General features: G+C 73.2%; 14 protein-coding genes. 8 read left to right on the top strand and 6 right to left on the bottom strand.

Going from position 1 to position 19,483, the window contains the following annotated elements:
• Positions 1–89 precede the first annotated feature (89 nt).
• Entirely contained in the window at positions 90–308 is a 219-nt protein-coding gene (locus A6P39_RS21150; RefSeq protein WP_067057094.1) for a hypothetical protein, read from the bottom strand.
• A gap of 129 nt (positions 309–437) precedes the next feature.
• On the opposite strand from A6P39_RS21150, the gene A6P39_RS21145 reads away from it, so the two are divergent.
• Entirely contained in the window at positions 438–1,781 is a 1,344-nt protein-coding gene (locus tag A6P39_RS21145; RefSeq protein ID WP_067057097.1) for a helix-turn-helix domain-containing protein, read from the top strand.
• Here A6P39_RS21145 and A6P39_RS21140 read toward each other — a convergent pair whose 3' ends face one another.
• Complete coding sequence (locus A6P39_RS21140; protein WP_067057101.1) at positions 1,782–2,573, bottom strand: hypothetical protein; 792 nt, start codon at positions 2,571–2,573, stop codon at positions 1,782–1,784.
• A gap of 365 nt (positions 2,574–2,938) precedes the next feature.
• On the opposite strand from A6P39_RS21140, the gene thrS reads away from it, so the two are divergent.
• Complete coding sequence (gene thrS / locus A6P39_RS21135; RefSeq protein ID WP_067057104.1) at positions 2,939–4,174, top strand: threonine--tRNA ligase; 1,236 nt, start codon at positions 2,939–2,941, stop codon at positions 4,172–4,174.
• 40 nt (positions 4,175–4,214) lie between these two features.
• Positions 4,215–5,183, top strand: coding sequence for a nucleoside hydrolase (locus A6P39_RS21130; RefSeq protein WP_067057106.1), 969 nt, complete (start codon positions 4,215–4,217; stop codon positions 5,181–5,183).
• Positions 5,184–5,202: 19 nt separating this feature from the next.
• Here A6P39_RS21130 and A6P39_RS21125 read toward each other — a convergent pair whose 3' ends face one another.
• Complete coding sequence (locus A6P39_RS21125) at positions 5,203–5,940, bottom strand: DUF4142 domain-containing protein (RefSeq protein ID WP_443053067.1); 738 nt, start codon at positions 5,938–5,940, stop codon at positions 5,203–5,205.
• A gap of 199 nt (positions 5,941–6,139) precedes the next feature.
• Here A6P39_RS21125 and A6P39_RS21120 point away from each other — a divergent pair, with 199 nt between their 5' ends.
• Complete coding sequence (locus A6P39_RS21120) at positions 6,140–6,826, top strand: DUF6445 family protein (RefSeq protein WP_067057113.1); 687 nt, start codon at positions 6,140–6,142, stop codon at positions 6,824–6,826.
• 25 nt (positions 6,827–6,851) lie between these two features.
• Here A6P39_RS21120 and A6P39_RS21115 read toward each other — a convergent pair whose 3' ends face one another.
• A complete protein-coding gene (locus tag A6P39_RS21115) occupies positions 6,852–7,196 on the bottom strand; it encodes a cytochrome C oxidase subunit I (RefSeq protein ID WP_067057116.1) in 345 nt (114 codons plus the stop codon).
• A complete protein-coding gene (gene ctaD / locus A6P39_RS21110) occupies positions 7,193–8,905 on the bottom strand; it encodes an aa3-type cytochrome oxidase subunit I (protein WP_067057119.1) in 1,713 nt (570 codons plus the stop codon). Before ctaD ends, A6P39_RS21115 begins: the two co-directional genes overlap by 4 nt.
• A 257-nt stretch (positions 8,906–9,162) precedes the next feature.
• On the opposite strand from ctaD, the gene A6P39_RS21105 reads away from it, so the two are divergent.
• Complete coding sequence (locus A6P39_RS21105; RefSeq protein ID WP_199841061.1) at positions 9,163–9,828, top strand: SDR family NAD(P)-dependent oxidoreductase; 666 nt, start codon at positions 9,163–9,165, stop codon at positions 9,826–9,828.
• Positions 9,829–9,911: 83 nt separating this feature from the next.
• The gene (locus tag A6P39_RS21100; protein WP_067057126.1) at positions 9,912–10,859 is read left to right on the top strand and encodes an MIP/aquaporin family protein; all 948 of its coding nucleotides are present in this window, start codon (positions 9,912–9,914) and stop codon (positions 10,857–10,859) included.
• A gap of 31 nt (positions 10,860–10,890) precedes the next feature.
• Here the strand turns inward: A6P39_RS21100 and A6P39_RS21095 are convergent, their stop codons facing one another.
• Complete coding sequence (locus A6P39_RS21095; RefSeq protein ID WP_067057129.1) at positions 10,891–11,961, bottom strand: PucR family transcriptional regulator; 1,071 nt, start codon at positions 11,959–11,961, stop codon at positions 10,891–10,893.
• A gap of 250 nt (positions 11,962–12,211) precedes the next feature.
• Here A6P39_RS21095 and A6P39_RS21090 point away from each other — a divergent pair, with 250 nt between their 5' ends.
• On the top strand, positions 12,212–14,488 hold the full coding sequence (locus A6P39_RS21090; RefSeq protein WP_067057131.1) for a hypothetical protein: 2,277 nt from the start codon (positions 12,212–12,214) through the stop codon (positions 14,486–14,488).
• A 144-nt stretch (positions 14,489–14,632) separates the two neighbouring features.
• Positions 14,633–19,465, top strand: a complete 4,833-nt coding sequence (locus A6P39_RS21085) for a DNA repair ATPase (protein ID WP_067057134.1) — start codon at positions 14,633–14,635, stop codon at positions 19,463–19,465.
• The last annotated feature ends 18 nt before the right edge of the window (positions 19,466–19,483 follow it).

The following is a 19,483-nucleotide window of genomic DNA, read 5'->3' as shown; positions in this document are numbered from 1 at the left end:
GCCGGCCGGCGCGGGAGCAGGGGCGGACGTGCGTGCCTGCCGTGCCGGGTGCGGTGTCCCCGGAGGGGTGCCGCACGTGCGGCGGCCGTTCAGGGGTGCGCCGGGGCCGTCCGGTGTGTCTGCGGGGCCGGGGCCGGGGTGGTCGCGTGGGCCGGGCCGGCGTTGGCCGCGAGGATGAGGGCCGCCGCCGCGATCACCGCTGCCGCCACACCGCGTGCGGTCGGGGTGCCTGCGGTCAGGCGAATCCGGGAAGGGATCAGGGGTGCGGGGGTGGGGCGTCCGTAGGGGGCGGGCGTACGTCCTTGCACGGCGACCTCGCAACACAGCAGCGACGTAATACAACAGCGACGTATTAAGCACGCTTAATCCGCCGTTTAACCTAGGGCTGCCAGGGTCGAACGGCAAGGGGCATCAGGGCGGTTGGGGGGATTCGACGAATGCGGGAACGGGACGATCCGGCGGTCATCGGACGGCGTGTACAGCACTTGCGTACCCAACGCGGCCTGACACAGCGACAGTTGGCGGAGCCCGCCTACACACCCGCCTACATCTCCACCGTGGAGGCCGGCCGGGTGCGGCCCTCCGACGAGGCGCTCAGGCACATCGCCGGGCGGCTCGGGGTGGCCTTCGAGGAGCTGGCCGTCGGGCGGCCCGCCCGCCTCGCGACCGATCTCAGGCTGCGGCTCACCGAGGCGCAGCGGGTGCTCGCCGACGGGCGGGCCGAGGAGGCCGCCGTGGAGTACGCGTCGCTGCTCACGGAGGCGGAGAGCCACGGGCTGGGGTGCGAACAGGCGTCCGCGCTGCTGGGGCTCGGTGAATGCGCGCTGGAGACCGGGGAGCTGGTCCGGGCGCGGGAGTTCTTCGAGCAGGCCGAGGCCCGTGTCGCGGACGAGCCGCTGCCCGGGCGCGTGCCCGCCGTGCGGGGGCGCGCGGTCGCGCACTACCTCGCCGGTGAACTCCGGTACGCCGTCTATCTGCTGGAGTCCGCCCTCGACGAGCTGAACCGCGGCGGACTGCACGATCCCGACGCCCTGCTGCTGCTCTACGCCAGCATCATCGGCCCGTACATGGACATGGGCGCGCACGCCCGCGCCGCGCAGGCCGCCGAGTTCGCCCTGGCCCTCGCCCCGCGCTCCGGTGACCAGGCGCTGGTCGCCCGGATGCACCGCTCGGTGGCCCGCACCCTGCTCGCCGAGGGCCGTCTCGCCGAGGCCGACGCCTCACTCGCCAAGGCCGCCGAGCTGTACCGCCGGCTCTGCCTGCGCACCGAGCTGGCCAACTGCCACTGGATGCGCGGCTACGTCTGCGCCCAGAACGGCGAACTGGAGCGGGCCGAGGGCGAGTTGCGGCAGGCCCACGCCATGCTCTCGGAGACCCGGGCCTGCCTCTACCGCAGCCAGGCCGCCGTGGAGCTGGCCGACGTGCTGCACCGGCGCGGCAAGTCCGCCGAAGCCGCCCGGCTGCTGCAGGGCGTCCTCGGGGACTTCTCCTCCGAGCGCGGCGCGGTGCACGCGGCCGCGGCCCACCGGCTGCTCGGCATCATCGCCGAGGACGCCCGGGACACCGAGGCCGCCGAGGAGCACTACGTCCGCGCGCTCAGCCTGCTGGAACGTGCGGGCGCCGCCGGTGACCTGGCCGACCTGTGCCGGCTGCTCGGCGACCTGCTGCGCCGTACGGGCCGTACCGAGGCCGCCCTGGACGCCTACCGCACCGGCCTCGGCCACCGCACGGCCCCCGGCACCACCACCCTCGGACCGGCCCCGGCCCAGCCGCCGCTGTGATCACACCTGGGCCCGGCCCCGCTTGTGGACGTCGGCGAGGCGCAGCGCGCCGACCTGGACGGCGGCCTGCGTCGCGTTGTCCGGTACGTCGCCCAGGCTGCCGTTGGTGAGCGCGAAGGAGTCCTGGCCGACCCGGACGGCGGCCACCTCCAGCGTGAGCCGGACGTCCCGGTCGTCGGAGGTCGTGGTGGCGATGCTGACGCGCAGGCCCTGGCGGGCGTCCCCGACCTCGGGCAGCGCGGCCGGGTCGACCCGCACGTCCTCCACCAGGCCGTTGCCGGTGGTGGCCGTGAACCGCGCGCACTGCTCCGGCAGCGTCTTCAGCCAGGCGAGCGCCGCGTCGACGTCGGCGGGCCGGCGGGCGCCGATCTGGTAGCGCAGCTGGGCGCCGGTGTCGGCGTCGTCCAGGCCGGTCGCGGCGCGGGGCGGGCCGCCGAGGAGTTCGTCGGTGTAGAGCACGTCCATCAGCCGTGAGCACTGCCCGGCCGAGCTGGTCGCCTTCAGCAGCCCGTCCCGCCAGGTGGCCGCCCCGCCGGTCGCCGTCCAGGGGGCCCCGAGATCGGTCTGGGTGATGAGCGCGGACCGCGCCTGCTCGTCGGTGAGTGCGGCGCCGTCCGGCCGTCCGGGCGCCCGGGGTATCGGGGTCGGCCGGTCGATCGTGGGCAGGGGCTGGGGTGCGGTCGCCGGATGGCGCAGACCGAGGGCCGCGCAGCCGCCTACGGCGATGAGACCGGCGGCTATGAGGGCGAGGTGGAGGCCGCGGGGGCGTATCGCGTCGGTCAGCCAGGTCATCGCGGTGCCTCCTGGGGTGCCCGCGGGCGTGCCTGCGGGTGTGCCTTCGGGTGTGCCTGTGAGGTGCCTTCGGGTGTGCCTGCTCTCACGGCACCACCGCTCCGCCCGCCCCACCAGCGCTCCGGGCCGTACGGGTGAGGAGCCCCGCGGACGGGGGAGCCGGTGCGGGGAAAACGCCTCGCCCGCGGCTTCGCGCCCTGCTACGGTCGCCGCATGCAGCGCGCCCAGCAGTGCCAGTCGAACACGACGACGCCGGACACCGTCCCGGCGCGCTGACACCTGACAGCATCGAAGCCCCGGGGCGAGCGCCCCGGGGCTTTCGGCGTCCTGCGGGGTGTTCGCCTCCTGCCGTGAGGAGACCCACCGTGAACGACGCGCTCCCGGACCACCGCCGCCTCGGCCGTGAACTCGGCCTGTTCGGCACCGACCCGCTGATGGGCGCCGGCCTGCCGTACTGGCTGCCGGACGGCGCGGTCGTCCGGCACACCCTGGAGGAGTACATCCGCGACGCCGAACGCCGGGCCGGGTACCGCCATGTGTACTCGCCCGCGCTCGGCAAACGCGAGCTGTACGAGATCTCCGGGCACTGGGACCACTACCGCGACGACATGTACCCGCCCATGAGGCCGGGCGCCGACGAGTCCGAGGAGGTCGTCCTGCGCCCCAGCCTCTGCCCCCACCACGCGCTCATCTACCGCTCCCGCTCCCACAGCTACCGCGAACTGCCGTTGCGGCTCGCCGAGTTGGGCAGCATGCACCGCGCCGAGCGGTCGGGCGTCCTCGGCGGACTGACCCGGGTGCGCGCCATCCAGCTCAACGACGCCCACATCTTCTGCACCCTGGAGCAGGCGGTGGACGAGGCCCGCGGCGCGCTGGAGCTGATCGCCCGCGCCTACGCCGACCTCGGCATCGAGGCCGTACGCCACCGCCTGTCGCTGCCCGGCGAGGGCGGCAAGTACGTCGCCGATCCGGAGCTGTGGCGCCGGGCCACCGAGCTGCTGCGGGAGGTCCTGGACGCGTCCGGCGTGGCGTACGAGGAGGCGGCGGGCGAGGCCGCCTTCTACGGGCCGAAGATCGACGTGCAGATCGCTGACCCGGCCGGCCGCGAGTCCACCCTGTCCACCGTGCAGATCGACTTCCACCAGCCGGCCCGCTTCGACCTGCACTACATCGGCGCCGACGGCGCGAAGCACCGCCCCGTGATGGTGCACCGCAGCATCATCGGCAGCGTGGAGCGGGCCGTCGCCCACCTCATCGAGACCCACCGGGGCGCCTTCCCGGCCTGGCTGGCGCCGGTGCAGCTGGTGGTGCTGCCGGTCGCGCAGGAGCAGGCGGACCAGGCGGCGGCGGTCGTGCGGGAGGCCCTGGAGGCGGGCTTGCGGGCGGAACTCGCCGATCCCGCCGAGGGCAGCCTCAGCGCCCGGATCCGGGCCGCGCGCCTGGTGCCGTACCGGGCGGTGATCGGCGCCCGGGAGGCCGGGGCCGGGCGGGCGGCCGTGCGGCTGCGGGACGGCCGGCGGCCCGGGGAGCTGCCGGTGCCGGAGCTGCTGCGCAAGATCGCCGACCGGGTCGCGGCGCGCGGCACCGCCCTGTGGGAGTGAGCGTCCTGATCTAAGGTCGGCTCGACGGAAGGAGTCCGCTGTGCCCGGTCAGCCCATCCCTGTGATCATCGACTGCGACACGGGTGTCGACGACGCCCTCGCCCTGCTGTTCGCCGTACGCCACCCGGGGATCGACCTCAGGGCGGTGACCTGCGTCGCCGGGAACACGGACGTCGACGGCGTGGTCCGCAACACCCTCACCGTGCTGGAGCTGGCCGGCGCCCCCGGGATCCCGGTGGGCCGGGGCGCCGCCCGCCCGCTGATCGAACCGGCCCGCTCGGCGCAGCACGTGCACGGCGCCGACGGCATGGGCGACCTCGGCCTGCCCGCGCCGGCCCGGACCGCGTCCGAGCTGGACGCCGTGTCCCTGCTGCGCCGCGAGATCCTCGCCTCGCCGCGCCCGGTCACGCTCGTCCCCACCGCACCCCTGACCAACATCGCCCTGCTCCTGCGCACCCATCCGGAGGTGACCCGCAACATCGAGCGGATCGTCTTCATGGGCGGTGCCGTGGCCACCGGGAACGCCACGCCGGTCGCCGAGTTCAACGTCTGGCACGACCCGGAGGCCGCGGCGATCCTGCTCACCGCCGGGGTGCCGATCACGATGTACGGCCTCGACGTCTTCATGCAGGTCGTCGTGGCCGCCCCGGACGTCCACCGGCTGCGCACGAGCGGTGATCCCGGCACCCGGCTGGCCGGTGACCTCCTCGCCCACCGGCCGACCGCGATGGGCCAGGAGCCGGACGCGGAGGAGGCGGGCGGCCTCGGCGACGCGGGCGCGGTGTGCGCGGTGGCCGACCCGGCCGGGCTCACCACCCGTCTGCTGCCCGTCGAGGTCTCCCTGGCCCCCGGCCCGTCCCGGGGTCAGACGATCGTCGACCGCCGCCCCCGCCCCGGCGAGTCCGAGATCCATGAGGGCGGCCGTGAACAGGCCCTGGTGGACGTGGCGTTGGGGGTGGACGTCGAGCGGTACGTGAAGCTGTACCTGGAGACGGTGGCGCGGCCGTAGGGCCGCGCCTGTTGGGGCACTAGCCCGCCGTCGGCGCGGGGCTCGCCCCCGGCGAGGCCGCCGCCGCGCCGCCGCCCGCGATCCCGTTGATGTCCACAGGTGTGGACGTCGCGTTCGGCGGCGGAGTCAGGACCACCTCCGGCTGGCCGGCCGCCGGCGGCGGCGGGGTCAGGTCGGAGTTGGGCAGCTTCGGCGGGGTCGTCTGCTGGAAGATCGTCTGGTCGAAGTCGACCAGACCGGTCTTCTCCATCACCGTCATGTGGTCCAGCACGGTGTTGTTGGCCTGGTCGGCGAGGGCGCGCACCAGCGAGTTCTTGGTGGTGGACCGGATCTTCGAGATCGTGTTGAAGATCGCGCCGTGCGTCATCCGCAGGATGTTGGCGAAGTCGCTGTCGAACTTCTTCCCGCTGTCCGCCTTCAACTGGCTGACGAAGCCTTGCTGTTGGGGGCTCGGCAGGTTGGGAAGGGTGATGTTGAGCATCGGGGCGATCTTGCGGCAGGTGGTGTCCAGCGCAGCGTGCCCGTCGACCAGGTGCTTGCTGGCCGTGACGACGGCCGGGGTGGTGCTCTTCTGGAGCCCCAACTGCCCCACCGGGTACTCCCACAGACCGGCCGCCCGCACCTTGACCACGAAGTCACGGTCCTGCTCGGTGAGCGGCCCCCACTGGGTGTTGGAGATGACCCGGTCCTGGGCGGTGGCGACCTTGCTCAGACCGAGCATGCTCGGGTAGGCCAGTGCCACGAGGGTCACGGCCATCGCACCGCCCACGAAGACTGTTCCCGTCGCGTTCCGCGAAAAGCGCACCGTGCCTCCTGCCCGGTCGGTTAGCCGCCATGAGGCGGTTCGGACACACAGCAGTACGGATGCGGAAGCCGTCCGTCTCTGTCGAACAGGTAAAGAAGAGTTGACCTTTCCTCGGGAGAGGCGAGACCAAACGCTGGCATAGATTCGCCGCATGCCCCCACAGCCGCCCCCCAGGATGCCCGCCGCACTGCCCGTGCTGCCGTACCGCAAGCCCACCAAGGGCCGTGACTACTGGGTCTTCGACGACGTCCTGCCCGGCGCCGACGCCGTACGGGAGCGGTGTCTGGCCAAGGACGACTGGGTCGAGGGGTACCCGTACACCTCCGAGACCTGGCCCGGGCTGCGGGCCATGCCCGGCCTGGAGCCCGGTGAACTCGCCGTCATCGAACGGCTGGTGAAGCAGGCCACCGGTGCCAAGGAGCTGTGGGTGCAGCAGGCGCCCGGCGGCGGCACGCTGAACCACAACTGCGTGCAGGTGGTCGGCGAGGGCGAGAGCGAGCCCCGCCCGCACACCGATTCCCGCGCCCTGTGCCGGTACGCGGCCGTGCTCTACCTCAACCCGAACGTGCCCAAGGACTGCGGCACCGCCTTCTACCGCCAGTCACTGCCGGGCGGGCGGCTCGGCGGCAACATCGTCCAGGCCCCGCACAACAACCTCGTCGAGGCGCTCGGCACCAGGTTCGTTCCCGGCGACCACTTCGAGGAGGACGTCCGCGTCCCGCACCGGTACAACCGTCTGCTCCTCTACAACGCCAACCTCGTGCACAGCGCGACCGGTTACCACGGCAAGGCGCTGGAGGAGAAGCGCATGACGGCGGTCTTCTTCTGGATGGCGTGAGCCCGGCGCCCCGCGCGGGGGACGCTCACAGGAGCACCAGCAGCGTCGCCACGGCCGTGCAGCCCGCGCACACCGCGAGGGTCACGGCCAGGCAGCGGCGCTTCAGTTCCGCGTAGCGGTGTTCGTACTCGGCGCGCAGGGAGGTGCAGCGGGCCGCGACGCGTTCCAGGTCGGCGCGGGCGCGGCTGAGGCCGTCGGCGATGTGACGGCGCTCGATCTCCTCGCGCTGCGCGGTCGTCAGCCAGTCCATGGGGCGGGTGAAGTCCCGCGCGCGCTGTTCCGCCTCGGCGATCCGGGCCCGCCACAGGAGGTAGCCCTCCACCTGGTTGGCGAGCGCGCCCTCGGCTCCGTGCCCGGCCGGGCTGCTCACGCCTGCCCTCGGCCGAGCCGCTCCGGGACCTCGTGTTCCGCCAGCGCGATGTCGGGGTGGTGCAGGTCGAACGCCGGGGACTCGCTGCGGATCCGCGGCAGGGTGACGAAGTTGTGCCGCGGCGGCGGGCAGGAGGTCGCCCACTCCAGCGAACGGCCGTAGCCCCACGGGTCGTCGACGCCGACCTGCTCGCCGTACCTGGCGGTCTTCCACACGTTGTAGAGGAACGGCAGCATCGACAGGCCGAGCAGGAAGGAGCTGATGGTCGAGACCGTGTTCAGGGCGGTGAAGCCGTCGGCCGCCAGGTAGTCGGCGTACCGGCGCGGCATGCCCTCGGCGCCCAGCCAGTGCTGGATCAGGAAGGTGCCGTGGAAGCCGACGAAGAGCATCCAGAAGGTCATCTTGCCGAGCCGCTCGTCCAGCATCCTGCCGGTCCACTTCGGCCACCAGAAGTGGAAGCCGGCGAACATCGCGAAGACGACCGTGCCGAACACCACGTAGTGGAAGTGGGCCACCACGAAGTACGAGTCGGAGACGTGGAAGTCCATCGGCGGCGAGGCCAGGATGACCCCGGTCAGCCCGCCGAAGAGGAATGTCACGAGGAAGCCCGCGGACCACAGCATCGGTGTCTCGAAGGACAGCGAGCCCTTCCACATCGTGCCGATCCAGTTGAAGAACTTCACACCGGTCGGCACGGCGATCAGGAAGGTCATGAAGGAGAAGAACGGCAGCAGAACACCACCGGTGACGTACATGTGGTGCGCCCAGACGGTGACGGACAGACCGGCGATGGAGATGGTCGCGGCGATCAGGCCCATGTAGCCGAACATCGGCTTGCGGGAGAACACCGGGATGATCTCCGAGACGATGCCGAAGAACGGCAACGCGATGATGTACACCTCGGGATGGCCGAAGAACCAGAAGAGGTGTTGCCACAGCAGGGCGCCGCCGTTGGCCGCCTCGAAGACGTGGGCGCCGAACTTGCGGTCCGCCTCCAGGGCGAACAGCGCGGCGGCCAGCACCGGGAAGGCGAGCAGGACCAGGACACCGGTCAGCAGCACGTTCCAGCAGAAGATCGGCATGCGGAACATGGTCAGACCGGGGGCCCGCATGCAGATGATGGTGGTGATGAAGTTGACCGAGCCGAGGATGGTGCCGAAGCCGGAGAACGCGAGGCCCATGATCCACAGGTCGCCGCCCACCTCGGGGGAGCGGATCGCGTCCGTCAGCGGGGAGTAGGCGAACCAGCCGAAGTCGGCCGCACCCTGCGGGGTGAGGAAGCCCGCCACCGCGATGAGCGAGCCGAACAGGTAGAGCCAGTAGGCGAACATGTTCAGCCGTGGGAACGCCACGTCGGGCGCGCCGATCTGCAGCGGCATGATCCAGTTGGTGAAGCCGGCGAACAGCGGTGTCGCGAACATCAGGAGCATCACGGTGCCGTGCATCGTGAACAGCTGGTTGAACTGCTCGTTCGACATGATCTGCAGGCCGGGCCGGGCCAGCTCGGCGCGCATGAGCAGCGCCATCACGCCGCCGACCAGGAAGAACGCGAACGACGTCGCCAGATACAGGGTGCCGATCGTCTTGTGGTCGGTGGTGGTCAGCCACTTGACGACGACACTGCCGGGCCGCCTGCCCCTGACCGGCACCTCGCTCTCGTACGAGTCCGCGGCCGCGGCGGCCCCATGGGGTCCGTTGAGAATGCTCACAAGTCGTCTGTCTCCCGGTGCTCGCGGTCCGCGCACGCCGTGCGTCCGCTCCTCGACATCCTTGCCGTGCCGCGGCGCCCGCGAGGCGCTGAGCGGCAAAGGCGCGGCCGATCGCATGACGGATACACCCGGATGGCGCACCGGCGCCGTCGCCGGCCGGGAGGCGGGGCCGGGGAGCACGCGGGAGGGAGCACCGCCGGAAAAGGATGTGTGCGGTGCGGTGTGGAGCGGTGCCGGGTGCGGTACGGATGGCCGGCATGAGCAGTATCGCCATCGTGGGTGCCGGGCCCGGGCTCGGGGCCGCCGTCGCCCGGCGGTTCGGGCGTGAGGGCTTCGCGGTCGCCCTCTTCGCGCGGGACCGGTCGCGGCTCGACCGGCTCGTGGAGGGCCTCGACGGGAGCGGGGTGCGGGCCGGCGCCTTCGTCGCGGACGTGCGCAGACCGCAGGAGCTGGCCGGGGCGCTCGAGCGGGCCGCCGACGAACTGGGCACCGTGGAGGTGCTGCAGTACAGCCCGGTGCCGCACCGGGACTTCATGCGGCCCGTGCTGGAGACGGGCCCGCGGGACCTGGTCGGGCCCGTCGAGTTCTCCGTGTACGGGCCCGTCGCCGCCGTGCAGGCGGTGCTGCCGGGGATGCGTCGGCTCGGGCGCGGGACGATCCTGCTCGTCAACGGCGGGACCGCCGCCGTGCCGCACACCGAGCGGGCCGGGACCTCGATCGCGTTCGCGGCGGAGAGCGCGTACGGGCATCTGCTGCACGAACGGCTCGCCGGGGAGGGGATCCACGTCGCACAGCTGGTGATCCCGGGGGCGATCACTCCCGGGCACGCGCGCAAGGACCCGGACGTCCTCGCGGAGGTGCTGTGGGGCCTGCACCGGGAGCGGCACGGGTTCCGGCACTTCGCCGACGATCTCGACAGCTGACTGGGCACCGTCAGCCTGCGGGGTGAGGGTTTGTAGGCCAATATGGTCACATTGGCCGTATTGCTCTCTTCAAGGGGGCCTCCATGGCTGTCGACATCCCGGCGATCATCAAGCCGACCCGGCTCAGAGGCCGGGGAGGACTGCTGGGCGAGTGCCTCGCCGAGTTCCTCGGGACCTTCGTCCTCATCTCCTTCGGCTGCGGTGTGGTCGCGATGGCGGTCGCCGCGCTGCCCGGTTCGGGCCGCGCGGCCACACCCGTCACGATCTTCCTCGCGGCCGGGGACTGGCTGCTGATCGCCTGGGGCTGGGCCTTCGCCGTCGCCTTCGGCGTCTACGTCGCCGGCGGCGTCAGCGGTGCCCACCTGAACCCGGCGGTGACGCTGGCCATGGCGGTGCGCCGCGGCTTCAGCTGGGCCAAGGTCCTGCCGTACTGGTTCGCGCAGGTCGTCGGCGCGCTCACCGGCGCGGCACTCGTCTACCTCGTCTACCACGACGCGATCCACGCCTACGACAGCGTGGCGCCGGGGCCGAAGGTGAACGGGCACACGAACGCCACGTTCTCCATCTTCGCGACCTTCCCGGCGGCGTACTTCCACGGCGGTTACTGGGGCCCGCTGGTGGACCAGATCGCGGGTACGGCTTTCCTGCTCATGCTGATCGCCGCCGTCCTCGACGTGCGCAACCAGGCCGTGCAGGCCAACCTCAGGCCGCTGGTCGTGGGATTCGTCGTCGCCGCCATCGGCATCTCCTACGGCGCCAATGCCGGGTACGCCATCAACCCGGCCCGTGACTTCGGGCCGCGCCTGTTCACCTACGCGGCCGGCTGGAACAGCCTGGCCTTCCCGGGCAGTGTGTCCGGCACGTTCAGCTCCTACTGGTGGATCCCGATCGTCGGGCCGCTGATCGGCGGCGTGGTCGGGATCGTGGTGTACGACCTGTTCGTCGGCGACGTTCTGCTCCTGCGCTCGGAGCTGGCCGCGCTGCCGGAGCCGGGGCGGGCGACTCCGGTGCGGACCACGGACGAGGAGTAGGCGCGCGCCTGGTGGCGGACCGTCAGCCGGGTCAGAGCGGGCGGTTCGGCCAGTCCAGCAGCCGGGCTCCGATGACGGCCGTCTGGAGCATGTAACGGTGCGCCGGGGCGGCCGGATCGGCGCCGGTGAGCTGGTGGATGCGCTCCAGGCGGTAGGTGAGGGCGCGGACGCTCAGGGACAGGCGGCGGGCGGCCTCCGCGGCCACGCAGCCGGAGTCGAAGTACGCCGTCAGCGTCTGAAGCAGCGGGCCGGCTCCGCCGCGGGCCTCGGTCAGCGGGCCCAGGGTGTGCGAGACCAGGTCGGCCATCGCCTGCCGGTCCCGGGTGAGCACCGGGTAGACGAGCAGGTCCGCGGCGTGCAGCACCGGATCGGCCAGGTTCAGCCGGACCGCCATCTCCAGCGCGGCGAGGGCCTCTTCGTACGACTGCACCACCCCGCCCGGTCCGTGCTGCGGGCGGCCGATGGCCACCCGGCAGCCCTCCGCGGCCGCGTGCGCCTGCCGGGCGAAGTGGGTGAGGACCTCGTCCTCGTCACCGGGCGCGATGCACAGCAGCCGGCCGTTCTTGGTGGTGATCAGGATGTTGTGGGAGTCGAAGCGGGACAGGACGGCGGCCTCCGTCTGCCGGGCGACCGGGCCGCCCTCGGCGTACGCGGTCGTGCCCTCGGCGACGGCGACCGCGTGCGCGCGGGACAGGCGCAGGCCGAAGCGTTCGGCGCGCTCGACGAGCCGGCCCAGGTCGCTGCGGCCGTAGAGCAGGTCGTCGATGAACTCCCTGCGGGCCGCCTCCTCCCGGCGTACGGTGAGCCGCTGGGCGCGCTCGTAGCCCTCGGCGAACGCGTCGACGGCCTGCTCCAGGGCGGCCAGGGTGGCCAGGGTGCTCTCGGTCGAGCCGGGGCCGGCCGGCCAGGCGGCGCGGGTGGCGGCGAGGTGGGCGACGATCAGGGCGCGCAGGCCGTGCCCGGCCTCGGCGGCCTGTTCGCCCAGGGTGCGGCGGGTCTTCAGCTCCTCCCGGGTCAGCCGGCGGCCGCTCGCCGCGACCTCGGCGAGGGTGTGGGAGAAGCCGTCCAGATAGTGCTCGGGTATCCCCTGGTGCTCGCGCACGCCTCCCCCGCCCCCGTCCCCCGTGGATCTTGACGCGCCGGTGACGTTTTCTTGGCGCCGATCCGGCATCCAGACCCTAGTCAACACTGCCGGAAACCGGCAATGCGCTGGTGTGCGCCCTTCTCGCACCATCTTCCGCGGGGAGCACTACGGGGGGTCACGGGTGCCGGGCATCTGCAGACGCAGGTGCCCGGCACCCACGGCCACGGGGGGCTTCCGTATTCATTCGTCTGACGCAAGGACGTGTGTCATGGAAGTCCTCGGCGTGCTGGTCGCCGTCTGTCTCGTCGTGGTGCTGCTCGCGCTGCTCTCCTTCTCCCGGCTCTACCGCAAGGTGGACCAGAGCCAGGCCCTGATCGTGTCGAAGACCCGCCGGGTGGACGTGTCCTTCACCGGCCAGGTCGTCCTGCCGATCCTGCACAAGGCCGAGGTCATGGACATCTCGGTGAAGACCATCGAGATCAGCCGCTCGGGGCGGGACGGGCTGATCTGCCGGGACAACATCCGCGCCGACATCCGGATCCTGTTCTTCGTGAAGGTCAACAAGACCGTCCCGGACGTCATCAAGGTCGCCCAGACCGTGGGCACCGAGCGCGCCAGCCACCAGGACACGCTGCAGGAGCTGTTCCACGCGAAGTTCTCCGAGGCCCTGAAGACCGTCGGCAAGCAGATGGACTTCACCGACCTCTACACCAAGCGCGAGGAACTGCGGTACCACATCATCGAGTTGATCGGCATCGACCTCAACGGCTACCACCTCGAGGACGCGGCGATCGACTACCTGGAGCAGACCCCGCTCACCCAGCTCGACCCGGCCAACGTCCTCGACGCCCAGGGCATCCGCAAGATCACCGAGCTGACGGCCGTCGAGCACGTGCGCACCAACGAGGCCAAGCGCAGCGAGCAGATGGAGATCACCCGCCAGGACGTCGACGCCCGGGAGGCCATCCTGGAGCTGGAGCGCCGGCAGGCGGACGCCGAGATCAAGAAGAAGCGGGAGATCGAGACCTCCCGGGCCCGCGAGGAGGCCGAGACCGCCCGCGTGGTGGAGGAGGAGCGGCTGCGCGCGCAGGGAGCCTTCCTGCGCACCGAGGAGCAGCTCGGCGTGCAGCGCGAGAACCAGGCCCGCGAGATCGCCGTCGCCGCGAAGAACCGCGAGCGGGTCATCGCCGTCGAGAACGAGCGCATCGAGAAGGACCGCCTGCTCGAGGTCATCGCCCGGGAGCGGGAGACCCAGCTGACCCGGATCTCGGCCGAGAAGGAGGTCGAGGCGGAGAAGCGGGACATCGCCGAGGTCATCCGGGAGCGGGTCGCGGTGGACCGTACGGTCGCCGAGCAGGAGGAGTCCATCAAGAAGCTCCGCGTGGTCGAGGAGGCCGAGCGCGAGCGGCAGGCCCTCGTCATCGCCGCCGAGGCGGAGGCGCAGGAGAAGCTGGTCAAGGACATCAAGGCCGCCGAGGCCGCCGAGCAGGCCGCCACGCACCGCGCCGCCGAGGAACTCACCCTCGCCGAGGCCCGGTTGAAGACCGCCGACCTCGACGCCCGCGCCAAGCTGCGGCTCGCCGAGGGCGTCCAGGCCGAGGCCGCCGCCGAGGGGCTGGCCGCCATACAGGTCCGCGACAAGGAGGCCGAGGTCACCGTCAAGGCGGGGCGCGCGGAGGCGGAGGCCACCGAGGCCCGGCTGCGCGCGGAGGCCGAGGGCACCCAGGCCAAGGCCCTCGCCGAGGCCGAGGGCACGCGGGCCAAGGGGCTCGCGGAAGCCGAGGGTGCGCGGGCGGCGGCGGAGGCCACCACGGCCCGGCTGAAGGCCGAGGCGGAGGGTGCCAAGGCCAGGGGGCTCGCCGAGGCCGAGGGCGTACGGGCCAAGGGTCTCGCGGAGGCCGAGGGTGCGCGGGCGGCGGCGGAGGCCACCGAGGCGCGGCTGAAGGCCGAGGCGGAGGGCGCCAGGGCGAAGGCGCTCGCGGAAGCCACCGCCATCGGCGAGAAGCTGAAGGCCGAGGCCGAGGGTCTCACCGTGAAGGCCGCCGCGATGGCCGCCCTCGACGACGCCTCGCGCGGACACGAGGAGTACCGGCTCCGTCTCCAGGCGGAGAAGGAGATCCGGCTGGCCGGACTGGAGACCCAGCGGCACGTGGCCGAGGCGCAGGCGACGGTCCTCGCGACCGGGCTGGAGAACGCCGACATCGACATCGTCGGCGGGGAGTCCGTCTTCTTCGACCGGCTGGTGTCCTCCGTCTCGCTCGGCAAGGGCGTGGACGGCTTCGTCGAGAACTCCCGCACCGCACAGGCCCTCGCCCGCCCCTGGCTGGACGGCACGGGCAGCTTCACGGAGGACCTGGGCAGGATCCTCGGCACCGTCGGCACGGCGGACGTGCGGAACCTGACGGTGTCGGCGCTGCTGATGAAGCAGATCAAGGGCGGCGGCCCGGAGGCGGGCCAGCTCCAGAAGCTCCTCGACCGCGCGAGCGAACTGGGCCTTGCGGACACACCCGTGACCGCCCTGAACGGGAGCGGTGCGCTGAACTGAGGCCGGGCGGGGGGCTGGCGCTGCTACCGGCGCCCCGAAGGGGCGCGGGGAACTGCGCGATCAGCCCACCATGCACCCGTACCCGGCATACGACCCGCAGTCCCGAGCTCGTAGCCGCACAGCCCACGAAGGGAAGCACACGCAATGGCCACCGCTGAGGCGCCGCAGGCAAGCGCGCCGCAGGCAAGCGCCGATGCCGGTACCTACGAGGTGCTGCGCGACCGGCTCGCCGGGCATGCCGCCGAGCTCGCCCGGCGGGCCGAGGACCTCAACGCGCGCCGGGCCGAGGAGTTCGGCTCGGCGCGGCTGGACCTCGCGCGCACCGCCCGCCTCCACACCGAGCATGCGTGCAGGCCGGGCGACATCGTGGCCGTAGGGGACGCGCTCCTCCTCGGTGTGACCGGCCAAGCCACGGACGCCCTCGCGCTGTACGGCCGCGACGGCGCGCGGCTGCCCGAGGACGCCGTGCCCGGCCTGCTCGACGACCCGGCGTTCGTCCGGGAGTTCACCGCCCTGCACCGCTACTACCGGCAGGCCCGCCTGCTGCGGCTGCGCCGGGCCGACGGCCGGCTGCTCGCGGTGTTCCGCACCGGCGAGAAGGCCGACGACGTGCGCGTGCTGCGCTGGAGCGTCGCCGACGACGGCCGGGTGGCGTTCCTGGACGCGCGCGGCGACCGCGACGACGTCTTCCCCCCCGGCCAGGAGGTCACCTGGACCGAGACCACCCGCGAGGACCACGTCCTTGGCCGGGACCCGTATGTGGCCGTGCCCGCCGGGCTGGGCGTGACGACCGTCGGCGGTTCGCTGACCGTGCGCACCCCGGACGGGGAGACGCTGTACACCGAGCCGGTGCAGGAGCCGCTGCAGTCGCTCGCCGACGCGGCCGTCGCGCACGCCCGGACCGGCCCGCTGGTACTGCTGCGGATCCGGCCGTACAAGGAGGACACCGACCGCCACCTGGTCTTCGACACCCTGGCCCGTACGGTGGTCCGGCTCGACGGCATCGGGCAGGCCTGCCGGCTGCTGCCCGAGGAGCAGGGCATCGTCTTCCCGGGCGGCTACTGCCTGGCCGGCGGCGGCCACAAGACGTACGAACTCGACGTGCGGGGGCTGGAGTTCGAGCGGGAGCTGCGCGCGCCGAACGGCGAGGACGTGCTGTACGCGTTCCGCTCCCGCACCGCGGGCCGCACGCTGCTGCTGTCGTACAACACCCTGCGCAAGGAGGTGGCGACCCCGCTGCCGTGCCGGGGCTGGGCGCTGTTCGAGGACGGCGCGCTCGCCGTGCTGCGCGAGGGCGGCGACGAGCCCGCGCACACCCATCCGCTCCAGTGGTGGACCTCGCCGTACGTCTCCGACACCCACGCGGCCGCCCTGCGCACCGGCACCGGCGCGCTCGCCCGGGTCGGCAACGCCGACCTCGTGCGCGGGCTCGCCGACTGCCTGTCCGTCGCCCGGCTGGTCGCCGACGGCATCGAGAGCGGCGAGGGGTACCGGACGCTGGCCGCCGCCTGTGTGCGTGCCGCCGACACCCACCATTGGCTCGCTGAACCCGAACTGGGCGATCTGGCGGGCCCGTTGGGCGAGGTCCGGGTCGCCGCGGGGCAGGTGCTGGCCGAGTTCGAGACCGTACGGGAGCTGACCCGGCAGGCGGCCGAGGCGCTGGAGGAGGCCGCCGAACGGATCACCGCCGTCGTGCGCCGGCTGCGCGGCGAGGCCCCCCGCGAGGCCGCCGCCTGGGTGCGCGGACTGACCGAACTGCGGCGCGCGCACGGCCACGTGCTGACGCTGAAGGAGCTGCGGTACGTCGATGCCGCCCGGCTCGAGGAGGTGGCCGCGGGCGCCGAGGCCGAGCTGGCCGCGTTCGGGCGGCGCGCCGTCTCGTTCCTGGCCCGCGAGGACGCCTTCAGCGGGCAGCGGGCGGAGGTCGAGCGGCTGGCCGCCGAGGCGGGGGCGATCGAGACGGCGGCCGGTGCCGTGCCCGTCGCCGCCCGGCTGGACGACCTCGCCGACGGGCTGCGCACGGTCACCGAGGTCGTCACCGGCCTCGACATCGCCGACGCCACCGTCCGTACGGCCGTCCTGGAGCGGATCGCCGACGTGCTGGCCGGCGTCAACCGGGCCCGCGCGACGCTGGACGCCCGCCGCCGCGGCCTCCAGGACCACGAGGGGCGCGCCGAGTTCGCCGCCGAGACCGCCCTGCTCGCCCAGGCCGTCACCGCCGCGCTCGCCGTCTCCGGCACCCCCGAGGAGTGCGACGACCAACTCGCCTCCGTCCTCGGCCGGCTGGAGGACCTGGACGGCAGGTTCGCCGAGTTCGACGACTTCCTCGCCGAACTCGCCGACCGGCGCACCGAGATCTACGAGGCCTTCGCCGCCCGCAAGCAGTCCCTCGCCGACGCCCGTGCCCGCCGCGCCGAACAGCTCGCGCTCTCGGCCGGGCGCATGCTGGAGACGATCGGCCGCCGGGCGGCCACGCTCGCGGACACCGACGAGGTCACCACCTACTTCGCCTCCGACCCGCTGGTCGCCAAGGTCCGCCGCACCGCGGGCGAACTGCGCGCCCTCGGCGACAGCGTGCGCGCCGAGGAACTCGACGGGCGCCTGAAGTCCGCCCGCCAGGAGGCCGTCCGCGCCCTGCGCGACCGCACCGACCTGTACGCCGACGACGGCCGCACCCTGCTGCTCGGCGGTCACCGCTTCGCCGTCAACACCCAGCCGCTCGACCTCACCCTCGTCCCGCACGGCGACGCCCTCGCCTTCGCGGTGACCGGGACGGACTACCGCTCCCCGGTCACCGACCCCGGCTTCGCGGCGTACCGCCCCTACTGGGAGCGCCGGCTGCCGTCCGAGTCGCCCGAGGTGTACCGCGCCGAGCACCTGGCGGCCCGCCTGCTCGCCGAGCACGGCCCCGCCGCCCTGGCCGCCGCCGACGACCTGCCGGACCTGGTGCGCCGGGCGGCGCAGGAGTCGTACGACGAGGGCTACGAGCGCGGCGTCCACGACCACGACGCGACGGTGCTGCTCCAGGCCCTGCTGCCGCTGTACGAGGGCGCCGGGACCCTGCGCCACGAGCCCGCCGCCCGCGCCGCCGCCCAGCTGTTCTGGGCGTACGGCACGACGGAGGAGGCCCGCGCCGACTGGACCCGGCGGGCGGTGTCGCTGGCCCGCGCCCGGGACGCCTTCGGTGCCGTACCCGCCGTCGGCGAGCTGGAGCGGGAGCTGGCCGCCGCGATCGGGGAGTGGGACCCCTCGGCGCCGGGCGGCCCGGCCGCCGCGTACCTCTTCGAGGAGCTGACCTGCGGCCCCGAGGGCTTCGTGCTCGGGGCCGTGGCGCGCACCCTGCTGGAGAAGTTCCGGCACGCGGGCGGGAGTTACGGCGACGACCTGCAGGGCCTCGCCTCGCTCGCCGCGCGCCGGCAGGTGGCCGGGGCCTGGCTCGGCGCGTACGCCGCCGCCACCGGCACCGAGGCCGCCCCCGGCGAACTGGCCGAGGCGGTGGCCGCCGAGCTGTGCCCCGGCCTCGCCCGCTACGACGGCGACGCCCCGCTCACCGCGACGGCGGAGGGGCTGCTCGGCACGCACCCCCGGGTGACCGGTGGCCGGCTGGCCCTGCGGCTGGACGAGTTCCTGTCACGCACCTGCCTGTTCGCGGCCAAGGACGTGCCCGCCTTCCGCGCCTACCAGCGTCGCCGCACGGCCCTGATGGCCGCCGAACGCGACCGGCTCCGGCTGGACGACCACCGCCCCCGGGTGATGTCGGCGTTCGTCCGCAACCGGCTGGTGGACGAGGTGTACCTGCCGCTGGTCGGCGACAGCCTGGCCCGCCAGCTGGGCACCACCGGCGCGTCCAAGCGCACCGACACCGGCGGGCTGCTCCTGCTGATCTCCCCGCCCGGCTACGGCAAGACGACGCTCATGGAGTACGTCGCCGACCGGCTCGGCCTGATGCTGGTCAAGGTCAGCGGCCCGGCGCTCGGCCACGGCGTCACCTCGCTGGACCCGGCCGACGCGCCCAACGCCACCGCCCGGCACGAGATCGAGAAGATCAACTTCGCGCTGGCGGCGGGCAACAACACGCTCCTGTACCTGGACGACATCCAGCACACCTCGCCCGAGCTGCTGCAGAAGTTCATTCCGCTGTGCGACGCGACGCGCCGGATGGACGGCGTGCGGGACGGCGAGCCGCGCACCTACGACCTGCGCGGCAAGCGGTTCGCGGTGTGCATGGCCGGCAACCCCTACACCGAGTCCGGGGAGCGCTTCCGCATCCCCGACATGCTCGCCAGCCGGGCCGACGTGCACAATCTCGGCGACGTCCTCACCGGCAAGGAGGACGTCTTCGCGCTCAGCTTCCTCGAGAACGCCCTCACCGCCAATCCGGTCCTCGCCCCGCTCGCCGCCCGCGACCGCGCCGACCTGGACCTGCTGGTCCGGCTGGCCGCCGCCGACCCGACGGCGCACAGCGACCGCCTGACCCATCCGCTCCCGGCCGCCGAACTCGACCGGGTCGTCGCCGTGCTGGCCCACGCGATCGCCGTCCGGGAGACGGTGATGAAGGTCAACGCGGCCTACATCGCCTCCGCCGCCCAGTCGCCGGAGGCCCGCACCGAGCCCCCCTTCCGCCTCCAGGGCTCCTACCGCGACATGAACAAGATCGCCCAGCGGCTGCGCCCGGTCATGAACGACGCCGAGCGCGAGGCCGTCGTCCAGGACCACTACACCGCCGAGGCCCAGACCCTCACCACGGGGGCCGAGGCCGGCCTGCTGAAGCTGGCCGAACTGCGCGGCACCCTCGACGAGGCCGGGGCCGCGCGCTGGGCCGAGGTGAAGACGGCCCATGTCCGCGCCCGCACCCTCGGCGGCCCCGACGACGACCCCGTGACCCGCGCGGTGGCGGCCCTGGGGCTGCTGGCGGACCGGGTGGCGGCGGTGGAGTCGGCCATCACCCGCGCCCGCGGCGGCACCGGGGACCGCTGACCCGGTACGCCGGCGGCC

The sequence above is a fragment of the Streptomyces sp. FXJ1.172 genome (genome assembly GCF_001636945.3).
Lineage (GTDB): Bacteria > Actinomycetota > Actinomycetes > Streptomycetales > Streptomycetaceae > Streptomyces.
Note: the sequence above shows the minus strand (reverse complement) of the source record. Positions and strands in the feature narration are given on the sequence as shown.